The sequence below is a fragment of the Aeromonas sp. 19NY04SH05-1 genome (assembly GCF_040581895.1).
GTDB classification, from domain to species: domain Bacteria; phylum Pseudomonadota; class Gammaproteobacteria; order Enterobacterales; family Aeromonadaceae; genus Aeromonas; species Aeromonas enteropelogenes.
The window spans coordinates 3,328,079-3,351,454 of sequence record NZ_CP095328.1 but is presented as its reverse complement, the minus strand read 5'-3'; the positions used below and the strand labels follow the sequence as shown (position 1 = coordinate 3,351,454).

Sequence of the window (23,376 nt, the reverse complement as noted above, 5' to 3'; positions counted from 1 at the left end):
AGTCGGTGAAGCAAGCAAAGCGGCTTAGATAAAGAAAGCTGAGCCCGTAGAGGAGGGAAACGCCTTGGCTTGCATTCTCTCTCCCCCCTGAAAAGGCCAAGGCGAGCGAAAAGAAGCGGCCCCGGTACAAAGTGCCAGGGCCGCTGGTTAAGAGGAGGGGCTCAGATCCTTCCCTGATAGCGCAGGGGGAAGCGCCCCTGACTGTCGGGCTGGCCGAGGAAGGGGAGTCCCTGTTGCATCTGGGCGGGCAGATCCGGCCCCGGCTTCAGGCTGCCCTGGAACAGGTACTGGCCGTTGGCCTGCAGCTCAAGGCGGCCCAGGGTCTCTACCGCATTGGAACCCTGCTTGAGTTCGGCCACTACCCTGGAGTCGAGGCAGGTGAGTTTTACCTCGGGGTCGGCCAGCGTCAGCTTGCCGGCCGGGGTATCGGCAATAGCGTCATACCAGTCGAGGTTGCCGTAGAGGTTGTTGCACCAGGGGGCCCCCTGGGCAAACTGGTCGATCTTGAGTTGCAGCTGGCCGGCCACGGTGAGCGGGAAGGGCGGGCGCAGCGGGAGGCGGGCCAGCAGCCAGGGCGCCGGGGCGTTGAGGGTGAGATCGCGGGCAAACAGGCTGCCCTGCCAGCCGATCACCCCCTGGCCATTGAGGCCGTGGCGATCTCCAAAACGCACTGACACCTCGGGGGCGAAGCGCAGCAAAGACCAGCCATTGAGCTCCCAGCGCAGCTGGCTGACCGATTCGCTGGCGTATTGCAATCGGGCTATCTGGCCACTCCAGAGGGTGCCGCTGACCCCCTCCAGCTTGAGCAGGTTGGCCATATGGGCAGGCAGCGGCAGATAACGGGCCACCAGGGCCGCCGGCAGGGTGGCCAGCAGGAAGATGAGATAGGCCACCAGAAACAGGGTGGCAGCCAGGATTCGCTGTTTCATTGGGGACGACTCAGTTGCAAACGTCTGACCTTGACCAGGCCCGGGGCCAGGTCTTCGCGGGCGATCTCGATGACCTGGATCTGGATGCCGTGCTGCTCCACCAGGGTGGCTAGCCAGAGCAGCAGATCATCGAACTGGACCGTATCGATCCACACCTGCAGTTCGCTGCCCTGGGGTTGCAGGCGGGCAATCTTGATCTTGTGGTTGAAGGCGGTGCGGTTGACCGTCCCTTCCAGGGTGCCGCCGGTATCAGCCGGCACCACCTGGTTGCCGCGCATGGCGATCACCTCGGCCCCCTTCTCCTTGAGCCAGGCCAGGGTTTGCTGCTGGTTTTGCACCTGGCGTTCCCGCTCCGCGATGCGGTTGTTGAGGGGATGCCAGATGCTCCAGTAGCAGAGCCCGATCAGCAGCAGTATGCCGCCTGCCGCCACCAGCCGCTGTTCCCGGGCGGTGATGCCGTGCCACCACCCATGCAGTTTTGCCATCATGATGATTTGTCCTTGAGCACCAGTGCGCCCTCTACCTTGCCCTCGCCGCTGCGTACCTCGCCCTGCTGCACCTCGAAGCGCTTGCCAGCCAGCTCGCGAAAGCGCTCTATCTCGCCATAACCGGGAGCGCTGACCTGCAGGCGCAGCTCGCTGCGGCTGGCATCAAAGCGCAACACCTGGGGCTTGAGACCGGGGATCTCGGCGAAGGTGGGGGCCAGTTCGGTCAGCATCAGCAGGATGCCGTTTTGCGGGGCCTGTCCCAGTTGCTTGAGGTGCTGGGCCATCTGGCTGCGCACGTTCACTATGCGGCTCTCCCCGGGGAAGATGCGGGTGTAGACCTGGCGGATCTCTCCCTTGAGCGCCTTGTCCTGCTGTTCCAGCTGATAGAGCTGCGCGCCACGCTGGACCAGGGCCACCAGCAACAACAGGGTGGCGGTGATGGCCACCTTGCGCCACTGCTGCCAGTAGCGGGCATATTCGGTCTGGGGACGGTAGGGTCCGGTGAGCAGGTTGGCGCGACAGGCGAGCGCTCCCCTGGCCAGCAGCAACATGGGCAGCTCGGGCTCGGCGGCCTGCCAATTGGCACTCGCCATGGCGGGGGACGGCGTATGGCTGTGGATGGTGACCGGTTCGGCCTCGGCTGCCAGCAGCAGGGTCAGCAGGGCCTCGTCGGTGACGATCCCCTGCCAGGGGCCCTGACGGATCAGCCACTCTTGCTCCAGCTGCAGAGCCGACCAGCCGTCGCTTGCGGGGAGCAGGGCCAGCACATCCGGCAGCAGTTGCAGGCTTTTGAGCCCGGCGGCCTCGAGCCAGCCGAGCCACTCGGTCATCTTCTGGCGATCCACCGCCATCAGATCCACGTTGGGGCCATCGTGGGCCAGCACTACCAGGTGGAGATCCTCCACATCGGAGGCGATCTGTTCCTCCAGCAGGTAGGGGAGGGCCGCTGCCGACTGGCGGCTGTAACGGCCGGGCAGGGTGACGCGCCGAAACAGCAGATCGCTGCCCGGCACCAGGGTGACCACGGGACGGCCACCGGCCCGTTCCTGCAGCTCGCTCAGCGCGTCGGCCGAGGGGAGCTGGCCGGAGGCGATGATCTCCTGCTCCTGGGCAGACCAGACCAGCCAGGCCACCGGTTGTTGTTTATTGGTCCCCAGACGGATGACCAGACTCTCGCTCACGCATCTCTCTCCTGCGATGCCGGCGTACCCCGAGTGGGCCGCCGGTGCGCAGCCTGCCGGCTGCATCCAAAATCGGTCGGGTGCCGAAGGCTTGCTTCGGCTTCCCTCATTCGGCGGTGCCGTTCAAACGGCGCAGCACCACCAGTTTGTTGTCCTTGCCGCGCTGGAACAGGGTCTCCAGCCAGGCGCGGGTGTCCCCCGTCTCGGCGACCACGCGGGCGGCAAAAAAGTCGCTCTTGACCACCAGGGCCTCCTTGAGCCCCTTGATGCTCTCAAGGGGGACGCCCATGCGATCCGTCATCAGCTTGATCTCTTTCCACCCCTTCTTGGGGCGCTCGGTCAGCAGCCGTTTGGCATCGTCCGGCCCTATCTTGCCCCGGTAGAGCGCCACCAGCAGGGCCGGCTGCTCCGGATCCAGCGTGTTGATATTGATCTTCAGCTTGCTGCTTGGCAGGGCGCAGACATAGGGGGCCAGTTTGGCATAGACCCTGGCCGTGACCCCGCGCACCGCCCTCAGCTCATCCTTGCCCAGCATCCACTGGTTGGCGGTCAGATAGGGAGGCTTGAGCCCTTCGTAATAGGCGTCCTCGGCCCCCAGACTCGAGACCAGCACAGTATCCTTGTCGACCCAGTCGCGCACGGCATCGGTGAGCTGGGCCGCTTCGTAATCCTCCATCCCCAGCTGGCTCAGCAGTTCGCGAAACACCTGCACCGGATAGGGCTGCTGTTCCAGCTCCTCGCCCACCCCCGCGGCACTCGCCACGGCCAGGCTGTTGAGGTTGAAGCAGGATTGCAGGTCGGTCACCTCGCCACGCAGCTTGCCATCCTCCAGCGGGAACACCGCCTCCTTGCGGGCCCAGTTCTGCCCCAGGCTCACCACCTCGGGGTCATCTTTGAAATCCTGGGTCAGCACCTTGCTCACCAGTGCCTCCGCCGACATGGCATACCACCAGGCCTGCTTGCCCGCGGTGAGGTTGGCGGTGCGGCGCAGTTCCAGCTGCAGGCGGCCGCTCATGTTGCTGGCGACGATCACCATCACGGAGAGGATCAGCAACACCACCAGCAGGGCCATGCCCCCCTGGCGGTCCAGGCGGGCGCTACCCCTCATTGGGAGTGACTCCACTCTGGTTGTCATTCACGCTTCCGCCATTGTTGTCTGTTGTGCCCCCCTGATCGGTGCCGCCGTTACCGGTGTTGTTCCCGTTGTTGCTATCCGGGTTGTCCTGGCTCTGGCTGTTCTCTTCGTAGCGCTGACCACCGGCACCGATGAGGAACTGGCGGCGGATGGTGCCGTAATCCTCCAGATCCAGCTCGACCGCGAGCCCGTAAGGCAGCACGCTGCGCTGGGTCCACTCCTCTCGCCAACGCCCCTGATCGTAGAAGTAGAGGCGCAGGGCTGTGACTCCCTTGAGCACCGGCTGGATGCGCGGCTCGCTGCCGATCACCGGATCCGGGTAGAGATAACTCAGCCGCTCCAGGGTCTGATCCTTGAGGCGCCAGCCGACCCGCTGCAGCTGGGAGCGGGGCAGCATGCCATCCGGGTTGAGCCAGCCGCCGCGCATAAACGCCATGCCCCAGTCATCGCTCTGCTGGCCGAAGCGCGACGCCGCCAGCAATACCTTGTTGCTTTCGCCCTCGATGCGGCCGCTTCTGGGCACCATCTGGGTGACATCCCGCTCCAGCAGGGTGAAGGCGAGTTGCAACTCGTAGAGCCTGGCCTCCTTGCGCTTGGCCACCTCGTCGCTGGTGAGCACCCCCTGCAGCACCTGATAGGCGCCAAGGCTCAAGGTGGCGAAGATGGCGATGGCCACCAGCATCTCAAGCAGGGTAAAGCCGGCGTGACGGGGACGGTGGCGCATCATCGGTTGATATAGGTCCGCAGCATGGCGACCGGGCTCGCTGATTTCGCCTCGGTGCGCACTTCCATATCCAGCGCCTTGAAGTTGTTGTCGCTGGTGGCGACGCCGCGATAGCGCCAGTACCAGGTCTGTCCGGCCAGCTGCTCCTCTCCCTCCACCCAGCTGTCGCCGGGCCACTTCTTCTCGAGCTTTTGCTGTACCAGCTGGTTCTCTACCACCCAGGTGGCCAGCGTCTTCTCTTCCAGGTAGTTGAGGGCCGAGAGGTGCTCGCTGGCTGTCTTCATCACCGCCAGGCCCGCAATGGCGAATACCGCCAGCGCGACCATCACCTCCAGCAGTGTCATGCCGCGCGCCTTCATTCTGGCTGCTCCTCATCACCGGTCAGCAGGGTCAGGCGACCGAACTCGTCCCCCTTGACGATGCGGATGTAGCGGGCATCGTCATCCTGCTGGGTGAAGGTGAGGGTAAACGACGTGAGCTCGCCTCCCGGGAAGATGAGCAGCTGGGGCGTGCGCTCTTTCTCGTCCCGTTTCTGCTCGCGCTCCTCGTCGGGATCGGGTTGCCAGCCAAAGCCGCCGAGCTCGAGGCCCAGCGTCATGTTCTCTGGCAGCTCGACCTGGCCGAGCTGTCTGTCATCGGCGATCGGCTGCCATTTGCGATCCCGGGCGGCGCGCTGCATGTACTGCCAGCCGTTCTCCTCGATGCGAAGACCCACCAGGCGCCCCTCCATCACCGCATACTCCTGTGCCAGCTGCAGGGTCGCCATCAGGCGGCGTGCCTGCTGGTCGAGCTCCCTGTCGCCCCGGGCGCCCCCCATGCTGAGGGTGACGGCGGTGGCCACCAGCCCCATCAGCATGGCGACCAGCAAGACCTCCAGCAGGGTAAAGCCGGATTGGCGACGAAGGGCCGGACTGACTCTCACGCAGACCTCAGCGGGCAGGGCGAAGCAGGATGCAGGGGCACGCATTCACTTACTGGAAGTCCTTCAGGTTCCAGTTGCCGATGTCATCATCGCTGCCGGCTTCGCCATCCGGTCCCATGGTGAAGATGTCGAGCTTGCCAAACTGGCCCGGGCTCAGCAGCTGATACGGGTTGCCCCAGGGATCCTGCGGCAAGCGCTTGATATAACCACCTTCGCGGTAGCTGCGTGGCGCCGGATCGACGGTCGGCTGGGTGACCAGGGCTTCCAGCCCCTGCTCTGTGGTCGGGTAGCGGTTGTTGTCCAGCTTGTACATGTCGAGGGCATTTTCCAGCGCGACTATGTCGGAGACCGCCTTCTGCTGGTCGGCCTTCTCCTTGTTGCCCATCAGGTTGGGCACCACCAGGCTGGCCAGGATCCCGAGGATCACGATGACCACCATGACTTCCAGCAGGGTAAAACCGGATTGACGACGTTTTTGCATGACTGACTCCCTAACGAAATGAGATGGCATGAACCATCAACGATTAATTGTTAAACCGCGATCGTTCGATTACGCCTGTCGGCTAATCGAACCTACGGGTTCGATTGGGTTTGTAGGTTCGAATAGCGAAGCGTATTCGGACACCCTCACCTACAGATTCACCATATTGTTGAGCTCGAGGATCGGCTGCAGGATCGACATCACGATAAACAGCACCACCCCGGCCATGGAGACCACCAGCATGGGTTCGAACACCCCGAGGGCGATGTTGACCTGGGACTCGAACTCCCGATCCTGGTTGTCTGCTGCCCGCTCCAGCATGCTGTCGAGCTCGCCGCTCTGCTCGCCGGAGGCGATCATGTGCAGCATCATGGGCGGGAAAATGTTGGTTTCCGCCAGCGACTTGCGCAGGCTGGTCCCCTCGCGCACCCGTTCGGTGGCTTCAGCTATCCGCATCCGGGCAAAGTCGTTGGAGAGCACTTCACCGGCGATCCGCATCCCTTCCAGCAGCGGTACGGCGCTGGCGTTGAGGATGCTCAAGGTGCGGGCGAAACGGGCGGTGTTGAGGCCGCGGCTGACCCGGCCTATCACCGGCAGGCGCAAGATGACCTGATGCCAGCGGCGGCGACGCTTGTCGTCGGTGAGCCACCAGCGCCAGACCAGGCTGCCGGCAAACAGCAGCAGCAAGAACCAGAGGCCATAGGCCTGCATCAGCTCGCTGGTGCCGATAAGAAAACGGGTGGTGCCGGGCAGCTGCTGGCCCATGTGCTCGAACTGGGCCACCACCTTGGGGACCACGGCGGTGAGCAGGATGGAGATGACGCCGATGGCCACGCAGGTGAGAACGATGGGGTAGATCATCGCCTGCAGCAGCTTGGTGCGCATGTGCTGGCGCTGCTCGGTGTAGTCGGCCAGGCGGTTGAGCACCTTCTCCAGGTGACCGGACTTCTCGCCGGCCGCCACCATGGAGCGAAACAGCTGATCGAACACATGGGGGAAGGCCCCCAGGGAGTCGGCCAGCGAATACCCTTCCACCACCTTGCTGCGCACCGTCGCCACCAGGCTGCGCAGATGGGCCTTCTCGCACTGTTCGGCGACCGCCTTGAGGGCCTCTTCGATGGTGAGGCCGGCGCCCACCAGGGTTGCCAGCTGGCGGGTGATGAGAGCCAGCTCGGCGGTGCTGGCCCCGCGGCGAAACAGGGCGAAGCGGGTCGCCTCCCGTTTTGCCTTCTCGGTGGTCTCGTTCACCTCCAGCGGGGTGAGTCCCTGCTCACGCAGCAGCTGGCGCACCTGGCGGGCGGAATCCCCCTCCAGCACGCCGCTCTTGCTGCGTCCCCGGTTGTCGAGTGCCTTGTATTCGAATGCCGCCATCTCAATCTTCCCGGGTCACGCGCAGCACCTCTTCCAGGCTGGTCTGCCCCTTGAGCACCTTGTCGATGCCGTCGCGGCGGATGCTGGGAGTGTGCTCGCGGATGAGGCGCTCGATGGCCATCTCGCCACTGGCGCCGTGAATGGCCTCGCGCACTGCTTCGTCCACCACCACCAGCTCGTGGATGCCGGTACGGCCGCGATAGCCGGTGTGGTTGCACTGCTCGCAGCCCACCGGATGCCAGATCTGCTGATCGGCGGTCAGTTCGATGCCCATGGCGAGGCGCTCCTGCTCGGTGACCGGGCGCGGGGCGCGACAATCCGGGCAGAGGGTGCGCACCAGCCGCTGGGCCAGCACCGCCAGCAAGGATGAGGAGAGCAGGAAGGGCTCGATCCCCATGTCCCGCATCCGGGTGATGGCGCCGATGGCGGTGTTGGTGTGCAGGGTCGACATCACCAGGTGACCGGTCAGGGAAGCCTGCACTGCGATCTGGGCGGTCTCGAGGTCGCGGATTTCCCCCACCATCACCACGTCCGGATCCTGACGCAATATGGCGCGCAGGCCGCGGGCGAAGGTCATGTCCACCTTGCTGTTGACCTGGGTCTGGCCGACCCCTTCCAGGTCATATTCGATGGGGTCTTCCACCGTGAGGATGTTGCGATCCCGCGAGTTGATCTCGGAGAGCGCCGCATACAGGGTGGTGGACTTGCCCGAGCCGGTCGGGCCGGTCACCAGGATAATGCCGTGGGGCTTTCTGATGAGCTCGCTGATGATGGTGCGGTTGCGCTGGGTCATGCCAAGCTGCTTGAGCTCGAGGCGGATGGTGTTTTTGTCGAGCAGACGCAATACCACCCGCTCGCCGTAGCTCGACGGCATGGTGGAGACCCGCACGTCGACGGCGCGCCCGCCGATGCGCAGGGAAATACGACCATCCTGGGGCACCCGCTTCTCGGCGATGTCCATGCGCGACATCACCTTGATGCGCGATACCAGCAAGGAGGCGAGCTTGCGATGGGGGCGCAGGATCTCCCGCAGCACCCCATCGATGCGAAAACGAATGACCAGGGCGCGCTCGAAGGTCTCGATATGGATGTCCGATGCCTCCTCTTTGATCGCCTCGCTCAGCATGGCGTTGATGAGGCGGATGATGGGGGCGTCGTCATCGGCATCCAGCAGATCCTCGCTCTGGGGCAGCTCTTCGGCGAGGGTGAAAAAGTCCATCTCGTTGCCGAGATCTTCCATCAGCTGGCGTGCCTCGGAGGAGTCGCGCTGGTAGTGGGCCATCAGCAACTCTTCGAAGGCGTCGCCATCGAGTATCTCCACCGCGAAGGGGACGCCGGCGACCCGGCGCGCTTCGAGCAGGGCCTGCGGCGTGACCCCCTGACGGCACAGCAGCAGGGGGGCGCCATCACGCTCGGTCAGGATCACCCCGAAGTTGCGGGCAAACGCAAAGGGCAGCTCGGGCAGTGGCGGCGGCAGTTCGCTGTCGTCCAGCTGGTAGGCGCTCATCAGGGCTTGCTCTGCACAAAGGGAGTGGTGCTCTCGACCGTGCTTTGCTGGCGAAGCTGCATCTGCTGGAGCTGCTTTTTCACCTCGGGGGAGACCATCACATCCTGACCGTATTCCGGCAGCACCTGGCGCTTGGGCGAGGTGAGGTAGGCATCCTGAGCGGCGGCTTCCAGCTGCTCGGCGCGGAACAGGGAGTACTTGTTGTTGGAGATGCCGGAGTAGACGTTGGCATCACGCAGTATGGTCGGCCGGATAAAGACCATCAGGTTGCGCTTGGAGGTCGTATTGGCGGTGGAGCGGAACAGGTAGCCCAGCACGGGGATATCCCCCAGCACCGGCACCTTGGAGATCTCCTCCTTGGTCTGTTCGTCCATCAGGCCGCCCAGCACCACTGTCTCGCCACTTTTCACCAGCACGGCGTTTTTCACGGTACGGGTATCGAAGGTGGGGCCGAGCTCTGCGGTGCCCGAGGCCTGCGCCTTGGCCACGCTGGAGACCTCCTGCTCTATGGTGAGCAGCACCGAATCCCCTTCGTTGATCTGGGGAGTGACCACCAGCTTGGTGCCCACCGTCTTGCGCTCTATGGTGTTGAAGATGTTGTCACCCGAGGTGGAGCTTTGCGACCCAGTCTGGACCGGTACCTCCTGACCCACGTTGAACGACGCCTCCTTGTTGTCCATGGTGACTATGCTCGGGGTGGAGAGAATATCGCTCTTGGTGTTGGAGGCGAGCGCCGTGGCCAGCATGGCCCAGTCGCCATGGTAGAAGCCGGCGGCCATACCGTTGAAGCCGCTCAGCAGGTTGCCAAGACCATCGGTGTTGCCGTTGTCCTTGTAATCCTTGCCTGCGATGATGGCAGAGCCGAGTCCGACTCCTGTGTTGGTGAACTGGGTGCCACCGCCATTGGCGTTGCCCCACTGGACCCCGAGGTTGAGGCCATCGCCATCCAGCATCTCGACGATGATGGCTTCGACCAGCACCTGGGCACGGCGGATGTCGAGCTTGGCGATCACCTGCTCGAGCTCCGCCATCACGTCAGGCTGGGCGGTGATGACCAGGGCATTGGTGGTCTCGTCGGCGGAGATGGCAAGCTTGCCACCGCCGATGCTGGCGCCCCCCGTGGTGGCCGCAGTGCCCCCCTTCTTGTCGGCCTCGATGCTGGAGCTAACCCCCTTGAGCACCTCGACCATATCCTTGGCCTTGCCATATTTGAGGTAGAAGACCCGGGTGTTGCCCTGGCTCTGGAGATCCCGATCAAGCTGGCGCACCATCTGGATGATGCGGGCGCGCGCCTTGGGTTCGCCGCTGACCACCACCGAGTTGGTGCGCTCGTCGGCCACCACCTTGGGGCTCAGCAGCAGGCTGGCGGTGCTTCCCTGTGGGTTGCCATCCTTGTTGAGGTTGGTCACCAGGCGCACCATTTCGCCGGCAGAGGCGTATTTCAGCTTGATGATGTCGACCTCCTGATCCCCGGCGCGGTCAACCCGGTTGACCACCTCTACCAAGCGATTGACCACGGCGGCGCGACCGGTGATGAGCAGCACGTTGGACGGGTCGTAATGGACCACGTTGCCGCCGCCGGCGTTGTCGTTGAGCTGGCGCAGCAGGGGGGCGAGTTCACGCACCGAGACGTTGCGCACCGGTACCACCCGGGTCACCATCTCGTCGCCGGAGCCCGGGTTGCTGCCATCCACCACCGGAATGGCGGAGGTCTTGGCATCCCGCGAGCGCAGCACCTTGAGCACTCCGTTGTCCATGGGGACCACGGCAAAGCCGTAGACGTCGAGCACGCTCAGGAAGAACTGGTAGTACTGATCCTCGTTGAGCAGGTCATAGCTGCGCACGTTGATCTTGCCCCGCACCGACGGCTCTATGATGACGGTCCGGTTGAGGTTCTTGCTCACCGTGTTGATGAACTCTTCGATTTCGACGTTTTTGAAACTGGCCGCGTATTCGGTGGCCCAGGCACTGCCTGCCATCATCAGTGCCGCGGCCATGGTAGCCAGACGCCAGCCTTTCCCTTTAGTGCTCATTCTTGGTACGACTCCAAAATCATTATTCTGCCAGGCTCACATAGACGTCGAGCTGTTCGCCCTGACGCTCTATGGTTACCGTCATTTCCGTGGCGCCAGCCATCTGTTGCATCGCCTGCATGGCTTGCATGTTGTCCCGTAAATCCAGTCCGTTGATGGCGATGGCCAGATCATTGGCCTGCAGTCCGCTCTGGTTGAAGAGGGCCGGATTGCTGCCCGGATTGAGGCGATAGCCCGTCATCCGGCCATCCACCTGCACCGGTGAAACATTGAGGTAATCGGTGATCTTGCCCGGGTTGGCCATCAGCTCCTGGCGCAGGTCGGTGAGGGTGCTGCCCGGTTTCTCCGGGGTCGGCAGCGGCTTGCCGTACTCTTCCCCGTCCAGCATCAGGGTCTCGTCACGGCCGTTGTGGGCGATGATGACCCGATCGGCAAAAATCTGGCGGATCTTGGCCTGGGTGCCGTCGATCATATCCCCGACCCCGTAGGAGTTCTGGCGCCCGGAGATGGCGATGATGGCGATCGATCTGGCCGGATCCGAGCTAGCCAGCACGCCGTTGAGCTGGGCATTGAGTTGGGTGCGGGGGGCATTGGCGGCCACGGCAGTGTTGTCCTGCGCCCTGGGCAGGGGCTTGCCAAAGAGAGCCAGCCGGCTGATGTCATCGAGCTCGATGCGCGGGCTGTCCGGTCTGGCAGTGGCGGCCATGGCCGGTTGCCAGGGTTCGCTCTGCTGGGGGCTTGCCAGGGTGAACAGACGCCAGGTCAGGCTGGCACTCTGCTGGGCCAGCATGAGCAGCAGCACCAGGAATACCAGCTGGGCAATCCTGGTCATGGGGAGGCGTCGGCACTGGACCCACAGCCTGGAAAACATGTCGTCCCTGAATCGTAGCGTCATATTAATCAATCACTTCCAGGTTCCGGTGTGGTTGCGTATTGTGAACGGCCCATTTGCCTGACACAACAGGCGTATGCATACAGGTGAGTATTTAATCATTTCGTCGCAAGGAGACACGGCGCCGCTTGTACGCCAGGCGTCAGGGGTTGTCAGGTGTGACCCGTTTGGAATCCTCTTCATATCACAGCCCCGCGACCCGGGGTGAACGGTTTGCTTCATCACCCTGCTAACCATGCCAGTCCTGCAGCGCCTTGAGGGTGACGCTCTGTCCGCCCACATCCAGCACTATGTACTCCTGCGCGATGGCGGCGAGGCGTACGCCGGGCGCCAGTTCGCTCCCTTCCCGGTATTCACGGCCATTGAGCAGCACGGTGCGTTTGGCCGGGTTGGAGGAGAAGACATGGGAGCCGTACATCAGCGGCGGCACCTGCTGGCGCACCGCGGGCGGCGCCGCATTCAGGCTCATCAGCTGGCTCGGGGCGACCGCTGGCCCGCTGGCCCGGGGCTCCTGCAGCGGTGTTTCATTGAGGGCGCGCAGCAACTGTTCGGCCAGACTCGGGGCCGGGTTGCCATTTTTAGCCACCACCCTGGGTTGCTGCACCACGGGCTCCGGCAGGGGTGGCGGCAGTGGTCGGGTGATCATCGCCTTGGGCTCGACTCGCACGAAGGGGGGCCTGACCACCTCCTTTACCTCGACCTTCTCCTCGATGGGGCGGTTGTGCAGCAGGTGCCAGCCATAGTTGGCGCCGGCGCCCAGCAGCAGGGCCAGCGGTGCGAGCAGCCAGCCGATGCGGCGAGGGTGACGCTCCTCCTCCCGGGGTAGCGGCAGCCCCATGGCGGGGATATGGGCCGGGATGGCCGGTTGTTCGGCGCGGCGCAGCGCCTTGAGCAGGGTAGACATCAGGAGGCCTCCTCCAGTCTGGGCATGGGCTCGCCGGAGAGGGCGTTGAGACGCAGCAGGGTATTGCTGCCGGCGATGCCGTCCGGGGTCAGCCCCTGATCCCGCTGGAACTGCTGCAGTTTTTGCTTGAGCTCGCCATCGAAGCGGCGCACCTTGCGTTCCGGTTGTTGCAGGGCGCGGCTCAGGGCATTGTCGAGCCACTGGAGCTGGGATTGGCCGGCGTTGCTGCTGATAAGGCCCACGCCTCCCTTGGGCATGCGCCACAAGAGGGTGTAGCTGCCGCCCCAGTTATCCTGGAGCCATTGGCGCTCTACTTCCCAGCTCTGATCGCCGATCATCAGGCTGGCCTGCTTGGGACCCAGGGTCACCAGGGTGGCGTAGTAGATCCCGCCGGTCTCGTCGGTCAGGGTGATCATGGCGGGGTGCTGCAGGGCGCGCAGCTCCTCGAGGCTTGCTTCCCCCTCCTGGCAGCGCAGGCCGGCACGGGGGGCATTGGCACAGGTGGCGTCGTCCAGTTCGGGTTCATATCCCCATACCCGGTAGAGATTCTGCATGGCGCCGTCGGGATCGAGCGCCTGGTTGATCGCCTCGGTCAGCTGTTCCTGTTGCTCGGCGGTTTCGTCTATGGTGACCGGCACCTCGACCTTGACCACGGGGCGCTCGGGAAAAACGCCGAAAAATTGCCAGCCCCACCAGCCGGCAGCCACCAGCAGGGCGCCGGCCAGGGTTACGGTCAGCCCCGAGAGCCAGCTCCCTTCGTCCCGCACGCCGGTCACCTCGAAGGCCGCCTGGCTGATGTCGGCGGGGGCAACCTTGTAGCTGGCGCGGGCGAAGGCGGCGATCAGGGCGCGATCGCAGATGAGGTTGATGAGACGGGGCACGCCGCCGCTCAGGCGATGCAGGGTCTGGATCGCACCCGGGGTAAAGATGGGCTGCACGCAGCCGGCCACCTGCAGGCGGAACCTGACGTAGGCATCCACGTCGGTGGCGGAGAGCGGCAACAGGTGGTAACGGGCGGTGATGCGCTGGGCCAGCTGGCGCAGCAGGGGCTGACGCAGCATCTGCTGCAGCTCCGGCTGGCCTATCAACACCACCTGCAACAGCTTCTTGTCGTCGGTCTCGAGGTTGGTCAGCAGGCGTAGTTGCTCCAGCACACCGGGCAGCAGGTGCTGCGCCTCGTCCACCAGCACCACGCTGCGCTTGCCCGCCGCCAGGTTGGCCAGCAGGTGATCGCGAATGAGGTCGAACAGCGTCTTGATCCCGGCTTCTTCCCCATAGGCAAGCTGGAACTCGTCGCAGATGGCGGCCAGCAGATCCCGTTCGGTCAGGGAAGGATTGAGGATGTAGGCGATCTCGGTCTCCTCCGGCAGCTGTTGCAACAGACAGCGGGAGACGGTGGTCTTGCCGGTACCCACCTCGCCGGTCAGCAGCACGAAGCCGCCCCCATCCTGCAATCCGTAGGTGAGGTGAGCCAGGGCTTCGCCGTGGCGTTCGCTCATATAGAGGTACTTTGGATTGGGGGAAATGGAGAACGGAGGTTCCGAGAGGCCGAAGAACTGTGTGTACATGGGTATTCTTTTGTGACCGGCGGCAGGTGATAAAGATTCAGGGATGATAACAAACCTGGCTCTGATTGGCAGTCATGATTGGCTCCTTTGGCCCCATATCGTCACTTTTATATCGCCTTGTGATCCAGGTTCCATAATTCTCGGGTCCAAATGACCAAAAAATGACACATTATTTAAAAATAATATATTTATCAGCTGGTTGTGTGTGAGGGAGGAAAACGTTAGCGCGCCTCTGAGGGCCATCAACCGTAGTGAATGAAGGGGATTATGGCGGCTGCGAAAGGGGAATGATGCTTGAGGGGAGGGCCGCCATGTTGGCGGCCCCTTTGTCAGTGGCTGTCCTGAAAGCGGGCGGCAATCTGCTGGAAATTTGCCTCACAGGCGAGGAAAGCATCGACGATGGCCGGATCGAAATGGCTGCCGCGGCCCCGGACTATGATCGCCTTCGCCTCCTCATGGCTGAAGGCGGGCTTGTAGACCCGCTTCGAGATGAGGGCGTCGTAGACATCCGCCACTGCCATCAGCCGGCCGGAGAGGGGGATTGCCTCGCCGACAAGGCCGCTCGGATAACCGCTGCCGTCCCACTTCTCGTGATGGGTGAGGGCAATTTCCCGCGCCAGGTGCAGGAAGGAGTTGGAGCCGAGCTGGGCCTCGGCGCTCGCCAGGGCATCGGCGCCTATCTGGGGGTGGCGCTTCATGATGGCGAATTCCTCGTCGGTGAGCTTGCCCGGCTTGAGCAGGATGGCATCGGGAATGCCCACCTTGCCCACATCGTGCAGGGGGGCCGACTTGAACAGCAGATCGATGGTGGCGTCGTCCAGCGGGTAGCGGGCCCGTTCGTGACGGCTCAGGTATTCGGCCAGCACTTTGACGTAGTGCTGGGTACGGATGATGTGGGCGCCGGTCTCGTTGTCCCGGGTCTCCGCCAGGGAGGCGAGCCCCAGGATGGCCACATCCCGGGTCAGGTGCAGCTCGTCATGGCGCGCTTTCAGCTCCCCGATCATCTGATTGGTGCTGGCGGCAATCAGACCGAACTCATCATCCCGGATAACCGGCACCCGGGCATTGAGATCGCCGCACTGCACCCTGGCCATGGTGCGGGTCTGGTGCATCAGGGTCAGGGAGAGGTTGCGGCCATAACCGTGAATGATCAGGGAGAGATAGCCGAAAGTCACCGCCATCACGAAGGCTATTTCCAGCAGTATGTAGTGCTGGGCTGCGAGGTGCGGCAAGGTCTCCCCGACAGTGATCAGCCACTCCAGATCCTTGTTGAACAGCAGGAAGAAGACGGCTCCCAACAGGGTCAGGGTCGCCAGGGCAAACAGGGAGAGTTTGCGCGAAACCGGCATCGCCAACGGATGACTCAGGGCGAAGGCGCCCTGCTGTTCCCGCTGTTTGGCACTGAGCCAGTCCCGGGCCAGGGTCAGATCCGCCGCCACCAGAAAGCCCAAGGTCGTCATGCCCAGCAGGATCTTGAGATGACTCTCCAGCGGGAAGGTGTGCACCAGGGCGTTGTAGGTGGAGATCATCAGGGCGCCCAGCAGGAAGAAGCCGACCTCGAGCCCGAAACCGCCCAGCCCCCGGGCGGTGAGGCGGCTGCGTGGCAGCAGCCAGCTGCGCATGACGAACATGAAGGTGAAGGCCATCAGAGTGGGCATGACCAGCTGGGGCAGGGTCAGGCTCTCGAGAAACGGGCAGACCTGCAGCCCGTAGAGACAAAAGAGTGACAGTGTCACGCCGTAGTGAAGGGCACAGCGCCCCGTGATCTTCTGCATAATGTCGCCCAAACAACGGATGATTGTTATGAGGGGCCAGGCCCCTTTTTACAGGCGCCGCAGCAGCAGGCTGCCGATGGAGTAACCGGCTCCGAATGAGCAAAGCACGCCGCAGGCCCCCGAAGGAAGGTCGCGATTGTACAGATGGAACGCGATAATGGAACCCGCAGAGCTGGTATTGCCGTAACTGTCTAGGATCACCGGGGCCTCCTGCTGGCTGGCATCGTGCCCCAGCAGCTTGCGGGCGATGAACTGGTTCATGGTGAGGTTGGCCTGATGAAGCCAGAGCCGGTTCAAGGCATCCGCCCTCCAACCCTGCTCGTCCAGCTGGTCGGCGATCAAGTCGCACACCATGGGCAGCACCTCCTTGAACACCTTGCGCCCCTGCTGGCGAAACAGCTTGTCATCGCCGTAGCGGGTGCGCGGGCTCAGCCGGTTTAAAAAGCCGAAGTTGTTGCGGATGTTGTTGGAGTACTGGGTCATCAGCTTGCTGGCCACCAGTTGCCAGGGGTTGGCCACCTTGCAATCGGTCTCCCGTTCCAGCAGCACGGCGGTGCAGGCGTCGCCGAAGATAAAATGGCTGTCCCGATCGCGAAAGTTGAGGTGGCCCGAGCAGATCTCCGGGTTGACCACCAGCGCCAGTTTGGCGCTGCCGGCCGCCAGCATGTCCGCCGCCGTCTTGATGCCGAAGGTGGCGGAGGAGCAGGCCACGTTCATGTCAAAGGCCATGCCGCTCGCCCCCAGATAGTGTTGCAGCTCGATGGCGAGCGCCGGGTAGGGGCGCGGCATATTGGAGGCAGCCACTATCACCAGTTCTATCTCCCCCGGCTCGCGTCCGGCGGCGATCAGCGCCTGCTCGGCGGCAGCCACCGCCATCTCCACCATGATGGAGGGCTTGTCATCGGGGCGCTCCGCCATCAATGGCTGCATAATGTCGGGATCCAGCACACCTTCCTTGCTCACCAGATAACGGCTCTTGATGCCGGAGGCCTTCTCGATGAATTCGCAGCTTGAATGCTGCCTGGCCGGCAGCTGGCCCGCATCGATAGCGGAGGCATTCTCCTCGTTGTAGAGATCCACATACTGGTTGAAGGCGGCCACCAGCTCTTCATTGCTGACGGCAAAGGGTGGGGTATAGAGGCCTGAGCCACTGATCACGATAGAGGTCATCTTTGCTCCTCGCCGGGTGCACTCCCGGCTTGTTGTCCGTTCGGGTAGAGAGGTTCATTACAGCTGGTCAATAGCTTGAGTGAGACCGGCCAGAGTCAACGGGTGCATGCGCCCGCCGATCAATTCGTTCATCAGCTTGATGGAGGGGTGCCAGAGCCACTCCCGGCGCGGTGTGGGGTTGATCCACACCAGCTTGGGGAAGTGCTGCTGCAGCCGGGCGAGCCACACCTGGCCGGGCTCCTCGTTCCACTGTTCGACGCTGCCGCCGGGCCAGGTGATCTCGTAGGGACCCATGGTGGCATCCCCCACCAGGATCACCTTATAGTCGCTGCCATAGGTGCGCAGCAGCCGCAGGGTGTCGAAGCGCTCCTCGTGCCTGCGGGTGTTGTCCTGCCAGACAAAATCGTAGAGACAGTTGTGAAAATAGAAGTACTCCAGGTGCTTGAACTCGTGGCGCAGGGCGGAAAAGAGCCGCTGCACCTCGGCCACGTGGGCATCCATGGAGCCCCCCACGTCGAAAAAGACCAAGAGCTTGACTCCGTTGTGACGCTCGGGGCGCAGCTTCACATCGAGCCAGCCCTGGCGGGCCGTGCTCTGGATGGTGTCGTCAAGATCCAGCTCGTCGGGGCTGCCCTGGCGAACCCAGCGCCTGAGTTTGCGCAGGGCCAGCTGGATGGCCCGTTGGCCAAGGGGCGAATCGTCGCTGAAGTTGCGGTAGTGGCGCGCCTCCCACACCTTGACCGCCCGGCCGTGTTGTCCCTCTCCCCCCATGCGGATCCCTTCGGGGTGAAAACCGCCGTGGCCAAACGGGCTGCTACCGCCGGTGCCGACCCACTTGTTACCGCCGGCGTGACGCTCTTTCTGCTCGTTCAAGCGCTGGTTGAGGGTCGCCAGCAGCTGATCGAGCCCGCCAAGGGATTGGAGCAACGCCTTCTCCTCGGCGCTCAGCAGCCGTTCGAACTCCTTGCGCAGCCACTCATCCGGCAGGCTCTCCGGCAGCAGGGGGATGGCGGCCAGCCCTTCGTAATACTCGGCGAAGGCGCGATCGAAGCGATCGTAGTGAGCCTCGTCTTTTACCAGCAGGGTGCGGGCAAGCAGATAGAAGTCATCCATGTCGACGCTGGCCAGGCGAGCCCCCAGGGCAGCGTGCAAGTCCAGCAATTCGCGCAGGCTGCAGGGGAGCAGGTGGCGGCGCAGGTGGGTAAAAAAATCGATCAGCATCTAGCTACCACGGCGGGCCAGAAAGGCGAGCTTCTCAAAGAGATGCAGATCCTGCTCTGTCTTGAGCAGGGCGCCATAGAGAGCGGGCACCAGCTTGCCGGGCTCGCGGGTGCGCATTGCCTCCGGGGCGATATCGTCGGCCAAGAGCAGCCTGATCCAGTCCAGCAGCTCCGAGGTGGAGGGTTTCTTGCGCAGTCCCTCTACCTCGCGCAGCTCGAAGAAGAGCGCCATGGCCTCCTCCAGCAATGCATCTTTCAACTTCGGATAGTGCAGCCTGACGATGGCCTGCATCTCGGCCTTGTCGGGGAAGCGGATGTAGTGAAAGAAGCAGCGGCGCAGGAAGGCATCCGGCAGCTCTTTTTCGTTGTTGGAGGTGATGATGACCACGGGGCGCTGGCGGGCCCTGACGCGCTCGCCGGTCTCGTAGACGTCGAACTCCATCCGGTCCAGCTCCAGCAGCAGATCGTTGGGAAACTCGATGTCCGCCTTGTCGATCTCGTCGATAAGCAGCACGGGTCGCTGGTCGGCGGTAAAGGCCTGCCACAGCTTGCCGCGGCGAATGTAGTGGTCGATGTTGGCAACGTTCGGGTCGCCGAGCTGGGAGTCCCGCAGCCGGGCCACCGCATCGTATTCGTAGAGCCCCTGCTGGGCCTTGGTGGTGGACTTGATATGCCAGGCGATAAGTTCAGTGCCCAGATGGTCGGCGACCGCCTCGGCCAGCACCGTCTTGCCGGTGCCCGGCTCGCCTTTGATGAGCAGCGGCTTCTCCAGCACGATGGCGGCATTGACCGCCATACTCAGTGCATCAGAGGCAAGATAGTGGCTGCTTCCTGAAAATCCCATAGCGTCCGATCCTTTGACGAGGGGAGGCCCGTGGTGATGGCGGGACTCGGTGAGAGAATAAGCTCTATATGTTGTAATAACATATTGTTATAACGATTCGTCACTTCTCATTCAGAAACCACAGGGTAATCTTGTTTCATCGCCTTAACAAACACAGGGATAGCACCATGAGCAAAATTTTCGAGGACAACAGCCAGACCATAGGCAACACCCCGCTGGTTCGTCTCAACCGTGTTACCAAGGGCCGCGTGCTGGCCAAGATCGAGAGTCGCAACCCGAGCTTCAGCGTCAAGTGCCGGATCGGCGCCAATCTCATCTGGGATGCCGAGAAGCGCGGCGTGCTGACCAAGGGCAAGGAGATCATCGAGCCCACCAGCGGCAACACGGGTATTGCTCTGGCCTTTGTGGCTGCTGCTCGTGGCTATCCCATCACCCTGACCATGCCGGCTACCATGAGCCTGGAGCGTCGCAAGCTGCTCAAGGCACTCGGTGCCAATCTGGTACTGACCGAGGGGCCGCTCGGCATGAAGGGTGCCATCGCCAAGGCCAACGAGATCCTCGAATCCGAGCCGGGCAAATATGTCCTGTTGCAGCAATTCGAAAACCCGGCCAACCCGGAAATCCATGAAAAAACCACTGGCCCCGAGATCTGGGACGCCACCGATGGTGAGGTGGACGTGTTCGTGGCCGGCGTCGGCACCGGCGGCACCATCACGGGTGTTTCCCGCTATCTGAAACAGACCAAAGGCAAGGCCGTGGTCTCCGTGGCCGTCGAGCCGGCCGAATCTCCCGTCATCAGCCAGAAACTGGCGGGTGAAGAGATCAAACCGGGCCCCCACAAGATCCAGGGGATCGGCGCCGGCTTCATCCCGGGCAACCTGGACCTGACCCTGCTGGACCGTGTCGAGCAGGTGACCAGCGACGAGGCCATCGAGATGGCGCGCCGTTTGATGGAAGAGGAGGGCATCCTGGCCGGGATAAGCTCGGGCGCCGCCGTGGTCGCAGCCAGCCGTCTGGCCGAGCTGCCGGAGTTTGAAGGCAAGACCATCGTTGTCATCCTGCCGAGCGCGGCGGAGCGTTACCTCTCCAGCGCCCTGTTTGCCGGGGTGTTCACCGAGCAGGAACTGCAGCAGTAAATGTACGGATCTTTTCAAAACAACGGCGCTCCTCGGAGCGCCGTTTTGTTATGGACTAGACTCTGCACTTGACCGTGACGCGAGGGAGCGTCACTCGACCCTTATTTTTTGGGGTAAAATAACAAGCGTTGCCGCGACAAAAAAAGCAGACATTCTGTGATAAATCTCATATCCTGTGCGGCGTCACGCGGTTTTTGATGGCTAGGTATCACAAAGTAACAAAGTGTTATTTTTCGTTATAAATTAATTTCAGGCCAGTCCTGATGCGGCTTTCAGCCGGATAACGGAAAAAGACCGGCCAACAAACCGATTACTGCACAGAAACTTGACCTAGATTAAACCATTGCGGGTCTGCTTTCGTTACTTTACAACATATCCATACTGACACGGTGGGGCGAATCGTTTGATAAACGCTCAATCCATCAAAAAATATCAATAATATGGGGTGAAACCATGTACGAGAAGTCTGTTGTTATTACTGCTGAAAACGGCCTGCACACCCGTCCGGCAGCTCAGTTCGTGAAAGAAGCCAAAGAATTCCAAAGCGAGATCACTGTGGTCTCCGGTGGCAAGTCCGCCAGCGCCAAGAGCCTGTTCAAGCTGCAGACCCTGGGCCTGACCAAAGGCACCAACGTGACCATCCAGGCCGAAGGTCCGGATGCTCAGCAAGCCGTTGAGAAGCTGGTTGCCCTGATGGACGAGCTGGAGTAATCCAGCTTTATTCCTCCCCCACAGTCGTTTTAATAGGAAGGATTATGATATCTGGCATTCTTGCGTCCCCCGGTATCGCATTCGGTAAGGCGCTTCTTCTGAAAGAAGATGAGATCGTTATCAATCAAGGCAAGATTTCCGCCGATCAGATTGATGCCGAGATCAACCGTTTCCTCGAAGCTCGCACCAAGTCAGCTGCCCAGCTGGAAGCCATCAAAGAGATGGCCGGTCGTACCTTCGGTGAGGAAAAAGAGGCCATCTTCGAAGGTCACATCATGCTGCTCGAAGATGAGGAGCTGGAAGGGGATATCAAATCCTTCATCAAAGACAACAAGGCTTCCGCCGACAAGGCGATTTACGAGGTTATCGAACAGTACGCCAAGATGATGGCCGAGCTGGACGACCCCTACCTGCGTGAGCGCGCCACCGATTTCCGTGACATCGGTACCCGTCTGGTCAAGAACGTACTGGGCATCGCCGTTGTCAACCTGAGCACCATCGACGAAGAGGTTATCCTGGTCGCCAAAGACCTGACCCCGTCCGAAACCGCTCAAATCAACCTGAAGTACGTGCTGGGCTTTGTCACCGACATCGGTGGCCGTACCTCCCACACCTCCATCATGGCCCGCTCCCTGGAGTTGCCGGCCATCGTGGGTACCAACGACATCACCGAGCGCGTCAAGAATGGTGACGTACTGGTGCTGGATGCGATCAACAACCAGATCGTAATCAACCCGACTGCCGAGCAACTGGCCAAGTTCAAAGAGATCCAGGCCCAGTTCCAGGCCGAGAAGGACGAGCTGGCCAAGCTCAAAGATCTGCCTGCCATCACGCTGGATGGTCACCAGGTCGAAGTGTGTGCCAACATCGGTACCGTGAAGGATACCGAGGGTGCCATCCGTAATGGCGCCGAAGGCGTGGGTCTGTACCGTACCGAGTTCCTGTTCATGGATCGCGATGCGCTGCCGACCGAAGACGAGCAGTTCAAAGCCTACAAAGAAGTGGCCGAAGCGATGCCGGATCAGCCGATCATCGTGCGTACCATGGACATCGGCGGCGACAAAGAACTGCCGTACATGAATTTCCCGAAAGAGATGAACCCCTTCCTGGGCTGGCGTGCCGTGCGTATCTTCTTCGATCGCGCCGACATCATGAATGCCCAGCTGCGGGCCATTCTGCGTGCGTCTGCCTTCGGCAAACTGCGCATCATGTTCCCGATGATCATCTCCGTCGAAGAGTTCCGTAGCCTCAAAGCTACCGTAGAGACGCTGAAGGCCGAACTGCGTGCCGAAGGCAAAGCCTTTGATGAAGCCATCGAAGTGGGTATCATGATCGAGACCCCGGCTGCTGCCGTCATGGCTCATCATCTGGCCAAGGAAGTGGATTTCTTCAGTATCGGTACCAACGACCTGACCCAGTACACCCTGGCTGTCGACCGTGGTAACGAGATGATCTCCGCCATGTACAACCCGCTGTCACCCTCCGTCCTGACCCTGATCAAGATGGTTATCGATGCGTCCCACGCCGAAGGCAAGTGGACCGGTATGTGTGGTGAACTGGCTGGTGACGAGCGTGCCACCCTGCTGCTGCTGGGTATGGGTCTGGATGAGTTCTCCATGAGCGCCATCTCTGTACCGCGTATCAAGAAGCTTATCCGCAACACCAACTTCGAAGATGTGAAGGCAATGGCTGACCAAGCACTGAGCTTCGCCACTGCCGCAGAAATCGAAGCCTGTGTAGATAACTTTATTAAGCAGAAGGCAGTCTGCTAAGATCGGCTGCAAACAGCGACAAATCATCTCTAGGAGCTTTACTATGGGTCTGTTTGATAAACTGAAGAAACTGGTTTCCGACGATAGCTCTGATACCGGTGGCATCGAAATCTTTGCTCCGCTGTCAGGCGAAATCGTGCCGATCGAAGATGTGCCCGATGTTGTCTTCGCCGAGAAGATCGTGGGTGACGGCATCGCCATCAAGCCGGCTGGCAACAAGATGGTTGCTCCGTGCGACGGTACCATCGGCAAGATTTTCGAGACCAACCATGCGTTCTCTCTGGAATCCGACTCTGGTATCGAGCTGTTCGTTCACTTCGGTATCGACACCGTTGAGCTGAAAGGTGAAGGCTTCACCCGTATCGCTCAGGAAGGTCAACAGGTCAAGCGTGGTGACACCATCATCGAGTTCGATCTGGCCGTTCTGGAAGCGAAAGCCAAATCTACCCTGACTCCGGTGGTCATCTCCAACATGGACGAGATCAAAGAGCTGGTGAAGATGACTGGTGCCGTTGTTGTGGGTGAGACCCCGGTTATCCGCATCAAGAAATAATGCAGCGCTGGCCTGTGCCAGCCATTGCAGCAAAAACCGAAGCCTTGTGCTTCGGTTTTT

Annotated in this window: 22 protein-coding genes; 4 read left to right on the top strand and 18 right to left on the bottom strand. The window is 61.9% G+C overall.

Features of this window, described 5'->3' with window-relative positions:
• Positions 1-161: 161 nt before the first annotated feature.
• The 18 genes from exeN to MRK42_RS15255 all read right to left on the bottom strand — a co-directional run bounded on the left by exeN (position 162) and on the right by MRK42_RS15255 (position 19,144).
• Positions 162-929: a GspN family type II secretion system protein ExeN gene (exeN, locus tag MRK42_RS15340; protein ID WP_338610838.1), complete on the bottom strand. Its 768-nt coding sequence runs from the start codon at positions 927-929 to the stop codon at positions 162-164.
• Positions 926-1,417, bottom strand: coding sequence for a GspM family type II secretion system protein ExeM (gene exeM, locus MRK42_RS15335; protein ID WP_338610837.1), 492 nt, complete (start codon positions 1,415-1,417; stop codon positions 926-928). The genes exeN and exeM overlap by 4 nt, the downstream gene beginning before the upstream one ends.
• Positions 1,414-2,598: a GspL family type II secretion system protein ExeL gene (gene exeL / locus MRK42_RS15330; RefSeq protein WP_338610836.1), complete on the bottom strand. Its 1,185-nt coding sequence runs from the start codon at positions 2,596-2,598 to the stop codon at positions 1,414-1,416. Before exeL ends, exeM begins: the two co-directional genes overlap by 4 nt.
• Positions 2,599-2,704: 106 nt before the next feature.
• Complete coding sequence (gene exeK, locus MRK42_RS15325; RefSeq protein WP_224210112.1) at positions 2,705-3,706, bottom strand: GspK family T2SS minor pseudopilin variant ExeK; 1,002 nt, start codon at positions 3,704-3,706, stop codon at positions 2,705-2,707.
• Positions 3,696-4,457, bottom strand: a complete 762-nt coding sequence (gene gspJ, locus MRK42_RS15320; RefSeq protein WP_338612497.1) for a type II secretion system minor pseudopilin GspJ — start codon at positions 4,455-4,457, stop codon at positions 3,696-3,698. Before gspJ ends, exeK begins: the two co-directional genes overlap by 11 nt.
• The gene (exeI, locus tag MRK42_RS15315; RefSeq protein WP_026457827.1) at positions 4,457-4,816 is read right to left on the bottom strand and encodes a GspI family T2SS minor pseudopilin variant ExeI; all 360 of its coding nucleotides are present in this window, start codon (positions 4,814-4,816) and stop codon (positions 4,457-4,459) included. The genes gspJ and exeI overlap by 1 nt, the downstream gene beginning before the upstream one ends.
• A complete protein-coding gene (exeH, locus tag MRK42_RS15310; protein ID WP_042073370.1) occupies positions 4,813-5,379 on the bottom strand; it encodes a GspH family T2SS minor pseudopilin variant ExeH in 567 nt (188 codons plus the stop codon). The genes exeI and exeH overlap by 4 nt, the downstream gene beginning before the upstream one ends.
• A 49-nt stretch (positions 5,380-5,428) precedes the next feature.
• Positions 5,429-5,860: a GspG family T2SS major pseudopilin variant ExeG gene (exeG, locus tag MRK42_RS15305; RefSeq protein WP_026457825.1), complete on the bottom strand. Its 432-nt coding sequence runs from the start codon at positions 5,858-5,860 to the stop codon at positions 5,429-5,431.
• A gap of 150 nt (positions 5,861-6,010) precedes the next feature.
• Positions 6,011-7,231, bottom strand: a complete 1,221-nt coding sequence (gene exeF / locus MRK42_RS15300) for a GspF family T2SS innner membrane protein variant ExeF (protein WP_338610835.1) — start codon at positions 7,229-7,231, stop codon at positions 6,011-6,013.
• Between the two features lies 1 nt (position 7,232).
• A complete protein-coding gene (gene gspE, locus MRK42_RS15295) occupies positions 7,233-8,738 on the bottom strand; it encodes a type II secretion system ATPase GspE (RefSeq protein WP_338610834.1) in 1,506 nt (501 codons plus the stop codon).
• Complete coding sequence (gene exeD / locus MRK42_RS15290) at positions 8,738-10,771, bottom strand: GspD family T2SS secretin variant ExeD (protein ID WP_224210108.1); 2,034 nt, start codon at positions 10,769-10,771, stop codon at positions 8,738-8,740. Before exeD ends, gspE begins: the two co-directional genes overlap by 1 nt.
• Before the next feature lie 22 nt (positions 10,772-10,793).
• Complete coding sequence (gene exeC / locus MRK42_RS15285) at positions 10,794-11,666, bottom strand: GspC family type II secretion system variant ExeC (protein WP_338610833.1); 873 nt, start codon at positions 11,664-11,666, stop codon at positions 10,794-10,796.
• Between the two features lie 226 nt (positions 11,667-11,892).
• Positions 11,893-12,567 carry a GspB family T2SS assembly factor variant ExeB gene (gene exeB / locus MRK42_RS15280; RefSeq protein WP_338610832.1) on the bottom strand — a complete coding sequence of 225 codons (675 nt, stop codon included), beginning with the start codon at positions 12,565-12,567 and terminating at the stop codon, positions 11,893-11,895.
• On the bottom strand, positions 12,567-14,135 hold the full coding sequence (locus MRK42_RS15275) for an AAA family ATPase (protein WP_338610831.1): 1,569 nt from the start codon (positions 14,133-14,135) through the stop codon (positions 12,567-12,569). Before MRK42_RS15275 ends, exeB begins: the two co-directional genes overlap by 1 nt.
• Positions 14,136-14,464: 329 nt before the next feature.
• Positions 14,465-15,910, bottom strand: coding sequence for an HD domain-containing phosphohydrolase (locus MRK42_RS15270; RefSeq protein WP_223378593.1), 1,446 nt, complete (start codon positions 15,908-15,910; stop codon positions 14,465-14,467).
• A 48-nt stretch (positions 15,911-15,958) separates the two neighbouring features.
• Positions 15,959-17,080 carry a beta-ketoacyl-ACP synthase III gene (locus MRK42_RS15265; protein ID WP_338610830.1) on the bottom strand — a complete coding sequence of 374 codons (1,122 nt, stop codon included), beginning with the start codon at positions 17,078-17,080 and terminating at the stop codon, positions 15,959-15,961.
• Between the two features lie 57 nt (positions 17,081-17,137).
• Positions 17,138-18,301: a VWA domain-containing protein gene (locus MRK42_RS15260; RefSeq protein ID WP_338610829.1), complete on the bottom strand. Its 1,164-nt coding sequence runs from the start codon at positions 18,299-18,301 to the stop codon at positions 17,138-17,140.
• A complete protein-coding gene (locus tag MRK42_RS15255) occupies positions 18,302-19,144 on the bottom strand; it encodes a MoxR family ATPase (RefSeq protein ID WP_338610828.1) in 843 nt (280 codons plus the stop codon).
• A 167-nt stretch (positions 19,145-19,311) separates the two neighbouring features.
• Between MRK42_RS15255 and cysK the strand changes: the two genes are divergently transcribed.
• The 4 genes from cysK to crr all read left to right on the top strand — a co-directional run bounded on the left by cysK (position 19,312) and on the right by crr (position 23,316).
• On the top strand, positions 19,312-20,280 hold the full coding sequence (gene cysK / locus MRK42_RS15250) for a cysteine synthase A (protein WP_042027719.1): 969 nt from the start codon (positions 19,312-19,314) through the stop codon (positions 20,278-20,280).
• A gap of 453 nt (positions 20,281-20,733) precedes the next feature.
• Positions 20,734-20,991 (top strand): HPr family phosphocarrier protein, encoded by a 258-nt coding sequence (locus tag MRK42_RS15245; protein ID WP_026457936.1) that lies wholly within the window; start codon positions 20,734-20,736, stop codon positions 20,989-20,991.
• Positions 20,992-21,035: 44 nt separating this feature from the next.
• Positions 21,036-22,763 carry a phosphoenolpyruvate-protein phosphotransferase PtsI gene (ptsI, locus tag MRK42_RS15240; RefSeq protein ID WP_042027718.1) on the top strand — a complete coding sequence of 576 codons (1,728 nt, stop codon included), beginning with the start codon at positions 21,036-21,038 and terminating at the stop codon, positions 22,761-22,763.
• A gap of 43 nt (positions 22,764-22,806) precedes the next feature.
• Positions 22,807-23,316: a PTS glucose transporter subunit IIA gene (gene crr / locus MRK42_RS15235; RefSeq protein WP_026456550.1), complete on the top strand. Its 510-nt coding sequence runs from the start codon at positions 22,807-22,809 to the stop codon at positions 23,314-23,316.
• Positions 23,317-23,376 lie beyond the last annotated feature (60 nt).

Bases quoted from the DNA above. Each gene is read 5' to 3' on its own strand.
- exeK (WP_224210112.1), bottom strand. From the start codon at position 3,706: ATGAGGGGTAGCGCCCGCCTGGACCGCCAGGGGGGCATGGCCCTGCTG.
- exeB (WP_338610832.1), bottom strand. From the start codon at position 12,567: ATGTCTACCCTGCTCAAGGCGCTGCGCCGCGCCGAACAACCGGCCATC.
- MRK42_RS15260 (WP_338610829.1), bottom strand. From the start codon at position 18,301: ATGCTGATCGATTTTTTTACCCACCTGCGCCGCCACCTGCTCCCCTGC.
- MRK42_RS15245 (WP_026457936.1), top strand. From the start codon at position 20,734: ATGTACGAGAAGTCTGTTGTTATTACTGCTGAAAACGGCCTGCACACC.
- MRK42_RS15270 (WP_223378593.1), bottom strand. From the start codon at position 15,910: ATGCAGAAGATCACGGGGCGCTGTGCCCTTCACTACGGCGTGACACTG.
- crr (WP_026456550.1), top strand. From the start codon at position 22,807: ATGGGTCTGTTTGATAAACTGAAGAAACTGGTTTCCGACGATAGCTCT.
- exeN (WP_338610838.1), bottom strand. From the start codon at position 929: ATGAAACAGCGAATCCTGGCTGCCACCCTGTTTCTGGTGGCCTATCTC.
- gspE (WP_338610834.1), bottom strand. From the start codon at position 8,738: ATGAGCGCCTACCAGCTGGACGACAGCGAACTGCCGCCGCCACTGCCC.
- gspJ (WP_338612497.1), bottom strand. From the start codon at position 4,457: ATGCGCCACCGTCCCCGTCACGCCGGCTTTACCCTGCTTGAGATGCTG.
- exeI (WP_026457827.1), bottom strand. From the start codon at position 4,816: ATGAAGGCGCGCGGCATGACACTGCTGGAGGTGATGGTCGCGCTGGCG.
- exeC (WP_338610833.1), bottom strand. From the start codon at position 11,666: ATGACGCTACGATTCAGGGACGACATGTTTTCCAGGCTGTGGGTCCAG.
- ptsI (WP_042027718.1), top strand. From the start codon at position 21,036: ATGATATCTGGCATTCTTGCGTCCCCCGGTATCGCATTCGGTAAGGCG.
- MRK42_RS15255 (WP_338610828.1), bottom strand. From the start codon at position 19,144: ATGGGATTTTCAGGAAGCAGCCACTATCTTGCCTCTGATGCACTGAGT.
- exeM (WP_338610837.1), bottom strand. From the start codon at position 1,417: ATGATGGCAAAACTGCATGGGTGGTGGCACGGCATCACCGCCCGGGAA.
- exeF (WP_338610835.1), bottom strand. From the start codon at position 7,231: ATGGCGGCATTCGAATACAAGGCACTCGACAACCGGGGACGCAGCAAG.
- MRK42_RS15275 (WP_338610831.1), bottom strand. From the start codon at position 14,135: ATGTACACACAGTTCTTCGGCCTCTCGGAACCTCCGTTCTCCATTTCC.
- MRK42_RS15265 (WP_338610830.1), bottom strand. From the start codon at position 17,080: ATGACCTCTATCGTGATCAGTGGCTCAGGCCTCTATACCCCACCCTTT.
- exeD (WP_224210108.1), bottom strand. From the start codon at position 10,771: ATGAGCACTAAAGGGAAAGGCTGGCGTCTGGCTACCATGGCCGCGGCA.
- exeG (WP_026457825.1), bottom strand. From the start codon at position 5,860: ATGCAAAAACGTCGTCAATCCGGTTTTACCCTGCTGGAAGTCATGGTG.
- cysK (WP_042027719.1), top strand. From the start codon at position 19,312: ATGAGCAAAATTTTCGAGGACAACAGCCAGACCATAGGCAACACCCCG.